We start from the raw sequence: 6,483 nt of genomic DNA on the forward strand, positions 1-6,483 counted from the left end.
TCGCCGTGGCGCACCTGGATGCGGGCGGGGAGCGCCCGGGCGGTCTCGACCCAGTGCGCGGCGGGGCGGGCATGCAGGCCGGTCGGGTAGTCGACGGTCCAGTCGAAGCGCTGGCGCAGGTCGCTGGCCGGGCCGGAGGCGACCGGCGCGGCGGCGTCCTCGGAAAGCGCCGCGGCGATGTCCGCCTCGCTGCCGGTGGTGCGGAGTTGTTCGAGCCGTGCCTCGTTCTGGATCAGGCGCGTGAGGCGGCGCAGGACGGTGATGTGCGTGTCCGACTGCGCGGCGATAGCGACGACGAGGTGGGCGGTCTGGCCGTCGTGCCATTCGATGCCGCCGGGGATCTGGAGGACAGCGAGTCCGCTCTCGCGCACCAGATGGCGGTCGTCGACCATGCCGTGCGGGATCACCACGCCGTGGCCGAGATAGGTGTTCGCCACGCCCTCTCGGCGCAGCATGCTCTCGCAATAGGCGCCGTCGATGCAGCCGGCGGCGGTCAGCAGCCCGGCGGCCTCGCGGATCGCGGCCTCCTTGCTCGCCGGGACGGCAGCGAGGCGGACCAGCAGCCGCGGGCCGGTGCGCGGGTGTGAGACGATCGGCGTCAGCGCGAGCATGGCGTGCTCTCCTCAACCTCGGGGCGCTCCGGCTGACTTCGCCGGATGCGTCGGTCATTTTCGGCCTGCCGGCCTGACCTGTTGTTCCGAATGAAAACGTTTTCACAACATGTGTCAAGCGATCCCTGCATCAAAGTGCAGCGCCTGTGCTTGCCACCCGCGATGCGGGGTGTCAGAACCGCTTCATGCCGCTGAAAACGTTTCCCCAACGATGAGCGTCGGAATCCGCGATGTGGCCCGTATGGCGGGCGTCTCGACGGCCACGGTCTCGCGGGCGCTCGGCCGCGGCCCGGTGAGCGACGCCGTCCGCGAACAGGTCGAGGCGGCGGTGCGCGCCACCGGCTACCGGCCGAACCTCTCGGCCCGGCGCCTGCGCTCGAAGGCGGCGCAGACGATCGGCCTGATCGTCGCCGACATCCGCAACCCGTTCTTCACGGCGGTGAGCCGGGCGGTTGAGGATGCGGCCTACGCCGCCGGGATGCGGGTGATCCTGTGCAACACCGACGAGGATCCGGCCCGCGAGGCGATGTATCTGCGGCTGATGGAGGAGGAGCGCGTCACCGGCGTGATCTTCGCGCCGACCAGGGTGACGGCGGACGGGCTCAAGGCCGACAGCCTGTCCTTTCCCACGGTGTTCATCGACCGCTCGGGGCTGCCCGGGGCCCATGACAGCGTGGTGCTCGACAACGCGTCGGCGGCGGCGGCCCTGGTCGATCACCTCGTCGCGCAGGGGTTCCGGCGGATCGGCGGCCTGTTCGGCTCGACAAGTTCGACCGCGCGGGAGCGGCAGGCCGGCTACGCGGCGGCGATGCTCCGCTCCGACCTCGCGCCGCTCGCCCGCTCGGTGGCGCCGAACGCCGCTGCCGCGGAGGCGGAAGCCGCGCGCTGGCTGTCGTTGCCCGACCGGCCCGAGGCGCTGATCCTCTCCAACGGCCTGATCCTGATGGGCGCGGTGCGCGCGGCGCGGAGCCTCGGGCTCGCGGTGCCGACGGATCTCGCGCTCGCGGGCTTCGACAACGAGCCCTGGACCGATCTGGTCGAGCCCGGCCTCACCGTGATCGAGCAGCCGGTGGCCGAGATCGGCACCCAGGCGATGCGCCTGCTGTTCGAGCGCATCGAGCATCCGGGCCAGCCGGTGCGCAAGGTGACGCTCAGCGGGCGGACGGTGCTGCGGGGTTCGACGCGGCGGGGGTGACGGGCGGCGACTTGCGATCCGCCTGAACGGGCGTGTATAAATAAATACACATGCGGAGGTGCGATGCCGCAGGTCGAAACCAATGCCAAGGCTGTGATCGACCGGTTGATCCGCAAAGGCTGGCTGAGCGAGGGCGGTGGCAAGCACGACAAATTCGCTCACCCCTCCAAAGCCGGCATCAAGATCATGGTGCCGCGCCATCGCACGCTCTCGCCAGGCGTGGCTCGGAACATCGCCAAAGCGGCCGGATGGCTTTGACGTCCGCCTAGAACGCCCTGAGGATCGAAGCGATGGCGCGCTACATTGCACTGATCGACGGAGACGCTGGCGCCTACGGTGCCGCTTTCCCCGACTGCCCCGGCTGCACGGCCATGGGGGAAACGGTCGATGAGACCCTGCGGAACGCTGCAGAGGCGCTGCGCGAGTGGATGGAGGACCGTGTCGCCGCGGGGATCGCACCGCCGGAAGCACGGTCCGTCGATGTCATCCTGGCCGATCCCGAGGAGGCCGAAGCGGCGGCAGGAGCCGTCATCGCGAGCGTGCCGCTGTTTCTCGACGCGGGCCGTTCGGTGCGGGTCAACCTGTCCCTCGATGCCGCGGCGCTCGCCATGATCGACGAGGCCGCGCGGGAGCGGGGCGTCACCCGCAGTGCGTTCTTGGTCTCGGCGGCGCGGGAAAAGGTGCTGACGGAGGGATAGAACCCTCCGTCCTCTCCTCAATGCGCCTCAATGCGCCCCGGCATGCGCCTGCGCAGCGGCGACCTGGTCCGCGGCCTCCGAATGCGCAGCGGGCTTGCGGCGCGAGAAGGTCAGGATCAGCACCGGCAGCACGAGCAGGATCAGCAGGGGCGCGAGCGCCATGCCACCCACCACCACCAGCGCCAGGGGCTTCTGCACCTGCGAGCCGACGCCCTCCGAGAAGGCCGCCGGCAGCAGGCCGACGCCGGCCACGACGCAGGTCATCACCACCGGCCGCATCTGCGTGTAGCAGGTGCGCAGCATCGCCGGCACGCGCTCCACGCCCGCGGCCAGGAGGCCGTTGTAGGAGGAGAGCACGATGATGCCGTCCATCACGGCGATGCCGAGCAGCGCGATGAAGCCGATCGCCGCCGAGACGCTGAACGAGGTGCCGGTTAGCGAGAGCGCCAGGATACCGCCGGCCATCGCCATCGGGATCACGCTGAGCGCCAGCAGCGAATCGATCACCGACGAGAAGTTCATGAACAGCAGGATCGCGATGATGCCGATGGCGACCGGGACGGTCACGGAGAGGCGGGCGATCGCGCCTTTCATGTTGTTGAACTCGCCCACCAGCTCCAGCCGGTAGCCCGGCGGCAGCTTCACCTCGTTGGCGACGCGGGCGCGCGCCTCCTCGATGGTGCTGCCGAGGTCGCGCCCGCGCACGGAGAACTTCACCGGCAGGTAGCGCTCCTGCGCCTCGCGGTAGATGTAGGCGGGGCCGGAGACGAGCTGGACCTTCGCCACCGCGCTCAGGGGGAACTGCACGGGGGCGCCGTTGGCCGGGCTCTGGCCGGCGATGCGCAGGTTGGCGATCGCCTCGATGCTCTGGCGGAACTGGGGCGCGAGGCGCACCATGATCGGGTAGTGCCGCTCGGAGCCGGGGTCGTAGAGGTCGCCGGCCGAGTCGCCGCCGATGGCGGTGCGCACGGTGGTGTTGATGTCGCCCGGCGTCAGGCCGTAGCGGGCGGCCCGCACCCGGTCCACGTCGATCTCGATGGTCGGCTGGCCGAGCGACTGGAACACCGCCAGATCCTCGACGCCGCGGATCGTCGAGAGCACCTTCATCACGCTTTTTGCGCTGTCGGTCAGGGTCTGCAGGTCGGGTCCGAAGATCTTGAACGAGTTCTCGCCCTTGATGCCGGAGACCGCCTCGGCGACGTTGTCCTGAAGATATTGCGACAGGTTGAAGTCGACGCCGGGGAAGGCCGTCTGGAGCTTGTGCAGCATCTCCTCGGTGAGCTTCTCCTTGTCGACGCCGGGGCGCCACTGGTCGAGGGGCTTCATCGGGGCGAAGAACTCGGCGTTGAAGAAGCCGGCCGCGTCGGTGCCGTCGTCCGGGCGCCCGTGCTGCGAGACCACGCGCTCGACCTCGGGCAGCGAGGCGATGATCCGGCGCATGTCGTTGACGTAGGTGTTGCTCTCCCGGAGCGAGATCGTCGCCGGCATGGTGGCGCGGACCCAGAGGTTGCCCTCTTCGAGCTTGGGCAGGAATTCCGAGCCGAGGTTGCGCGCGGCCAGCCCGACGCCGACGGCGATCAGCGCGACACAGGCCACCGTGACGAGCCGGGCACCGATCGCGGCGCGCACCGCCGGGCGGTAGAGCCGGTCGAGGACGCGCACGAGGATCGTCTCCTTCTCCTCGATCTGCGCCGGGAGAAGGTAGGCTGCCAGCGCGGGCGTGACCGTGAAGGTGGCGATCAGGCCGCCCAGCAGCGCGTAGGCGTAGGTCGTCGCCATCGGCCCGAAGATGTGGCCCTCGACGCCGGTCAGCGTGAAGAGCGGCAGGAAGCCGGTGACGATGATCGCCGCCGCGAAGAAGATCGAGCGGCTGACATCGCCCGCGGCCAGCGCGATGCGCCCCGATTTCGCGTCGAGCCCCGGCGGCGGATAGCCGGGGATGCCGTGGCCGGAGAGCCGCCGGAAGATCGCCTCGACCATGATGACGGTGCCGTCGACGATGAGGCCGAAATCGAGCGCGCCGACCGAGAGCAGGTTGGCGGACTCGTCGCGCGCCACCAGGATGACGACGGCGAAGAACAGGGCGAAGGGGATCGTCGCCACGACGATCAGCGCCGAGCGCAGGTTGCCGAGGAACAGCCACTGGATCGCGAGGATCAGCAGGATGCCGACCACCATGTTGTGCAGCACGGTGTGGGTGGTCACCGCGATGAGGTCGGCGCGGTCGTAGATGCGCTCGATCTTCACGCCCGGCGGCAGGATGCCGGCGGCCTCGATCTTGGCGACCTCCGCCTTCACCGCCTCGATCGACGGCGTGCTCTTCTCGCCGCGGCGCATCAGGACGATGCCCTGGACGATGTCGTCCTCGTCGTTCATGCCGGCGATGCCGAGCCGCGGCTGATGGCCGATGGTGACGGTGGCGATGTCCTTGACGAGCACCGGCGCGCCGCCGACCTGGGCCAGCACCGTGCCGTTGATGTCGTCCACGTCGCGGATCAGGCCGACGGCGCGCACCACCGCCGACTGGCCGCCGATGGCGACGCGGTTGCCGCCGACGTTGAGGTTGCTGTCGTTGAGGGTCTTGACCACGTTCGACAGGGTCAGGCCGTAGGCCATCAGCCGGTCGAGATCGACCGACAGCTCGATGGTCTTGGTCTTGCCGCCCCAGCCGATGGCGTCGATCACGCCGGGCACCGCGCGGAAGCGCTTCTTCAGCATCCATTCCTGGAGCGTGCGCAGGTCGAGCACGCTGTAGCCGGGCGGCGCGGTGAGCTTGTAGCGGAAGATCTCGCCGATCGGGCTGATCGGCGAGATGGTGGGCTTGGCGCCCGCCGGCAGCGGATCGAGCTGCTGCAGCCGGTTCAGGACCTGCTGCTCGGCCTGGAGATAGTCGAACTCGAAGCCGAATTGCAGCTTCACGTCGGAGAGGCCGTAGAGCGAGATCGTGCGCACCTGGCGCAGGTTCGGCATCCCCGAGGTGATGCGCTCGATCGGGATCGTGACGTAGCGCTCGATCTCCTCGGCCGAGAGGCCGTCGGTCTGGGTCACGACGTCGACCATGGGCGGGGTCGGGTCGGGATAGGCCTCGATGTTGAGGTTCTGGAAGGCGGCCAGTCCGCCCACCACGAACAGCACGAAGGCGAGGATGACGAGGGGCCGTTGCCGGAGCGCGAGCGCGACGATGCCGTTCATGGGGTCGGTTCCAGCCTCGCGCCGTTACGGCGCGGCCGGGGGCGGCCCCGGCTCGGAATGCGTCTTTTCGCGGGAAACGTCGACCGAGCCCGTCAGCCCGGCTGCTCGGTCATGCCGTCGATGAACAGGGCGCCCTTCGAGATCACCCGCTCGCCGACCGAGAGGCCTTCCGTCACCTCGATGTCGTTGCCGTCGATGAGGCCGGTCCTGACCGGGCGGCTCTCGACGGTGTTGCCGGCGCCGAGCACCCAGACCCGCGCCTTGTCGCCCTCGAAGATCACCGCCTGCCGCGGCACGGCGCGGGAGACGGTCTCGCGCTCGTTGATGATGTGGACGCTGGCATACATCTCGGGCTTCAGGAGACCCTTGGGGTTGTCGACCTCGGCCCGCACGACGATGCGGCGGCTCGCCGGATCGACCGAGGCGCCGATGAAGTTCACCCGGCTCTCGAAGTTCTGGTTCGGGTAGGCGAGGGTCCGGAAGCGGATGCGCTCGCCGATATCGACCTTGGCCGCGTCGGTCTCGCGCAGCTGCGCCACGATCCAGACCCGGGCGAGGTCGCCGATGACGTAGGAGGGGTCGCCGCCGCCGGTGTTGATGTACTGGCCCGGGCCGATCTTGCGCTGGATCACGGTGCCCGACAGCGGCGCGTAGATCGTCGTCTCGGGGTTGATCGCGCCCTTGGTCTGGAGCGCCTTCATGTCGTCGTCGGCGAGCCCGAGGATGCGCAGACGGTTGCGCACCGCCTCAAGCCCGACCTCCGCCGTCTTGGCGTCGTTCTGCGCGG

6 protein-coding genes are annotated in these 6,483 nt (G+C 69.5%); 3 read left to right on the forward strand and 3 right to left on the reverse strand.

Annotated features, from left to right (window positions below; translation table 11 throughout):
• On the reverse strand, positions 1-611 hold a 611-nt coding region (locus MFF42_RS20420; protein WP_238257381.1), incomplete at its 3' end, for a PTS sugar transporter subunit IIA.
• A gap of 211 nt (positions 612-822) precedes the next feature.
• On the opposite strand from MFF42_RS20420, the gene MFF42_RS20425 reads away from it, so the two are divergent.
• The 3 genes from MFF42_RS20425 (at position 823) to MFF42_RS20435 (ending at position 2,504) form a co-directional block, all read left to right on the forward strand.
• Positions 823-1,806, forward strand: coding sequence for a LacI family DNA-binding transcriptional regulator (locus tag MFF42_RS20425; protein WP_283206903.1), 984 nt, complete (start codon positions 823-825; stop codon positions 1,804-1,806).
• A gap of 63 nt (positions 1,807-1,869) precedes the next feature.
• Positions 1,870-2,064 carry a type II toxin-antitoxin system HicA family toxin gene (locus MFF42_RS20430; RefSeq protein ID WP_238257383.1) on the forward strand — a complete coding sequence of 65 codons (195 nt, stop codon included), beginning with the start codon at positions 1,870-1,872 and terminating at the stop codon, positions 2,062-2,064.
• Positions 2,065-2,096: 32 nt separating this feature from the next.
• Complete coding sequence (locus tag MFF42_RS20435; RefSeq protein ID WP_238257384.1) at positions 2,097-2,504, forward strand: type II toxin-antitoxin system HicB family antitoxin; 408 nt, start codon at positions 2,097-2,099, stop codon at positions 2,502-2,504.
• A 27-nt stretch (positions 2,505-2,531) separates the two neighbouring features.
• Here MFF42_RS20435 and MFF42_RS20440 read toward each other — a convergent pair whose 3' ends face one another.
• Both MFF42_RS20440 and MFF42_RS20445 read right to left on the reverse strand, forming a co-directional pair.
• Positions 2,532-5,696, reverse strand: a complete 3,165-nt coding sequence (locus MFF42_RS20440; RefSeq protein ID WP_238257385.1) for an efflux RND transporter permease subunit — start codon at positions 5,694-5,696, stop codon at positions 2,532-2,534.
• A 92-nt stretch (positions 5,697-5,788) separates the two neighbouring features.
• Positions 5,789-6,483: efflux RND transporter periplasmic adaptor subunit (locus MFF42_RS20445; RefSeq protein ID WP_238257386.1), on the reverse strand; the 695-nt coding region annotated here is incomplete at its 5' end.

This window comes from Methylorubrum podarium (genome assembly GCF_022179745.1).
In the GTDB taxonomy this organism is placed as follows: domain Bacteria; phylum Pseudomonadota; class Alphaproteobacteria; order Rhizobiales; family Beijerinckiaceae; genus Methylobacterium; species Methylobacterium podarium.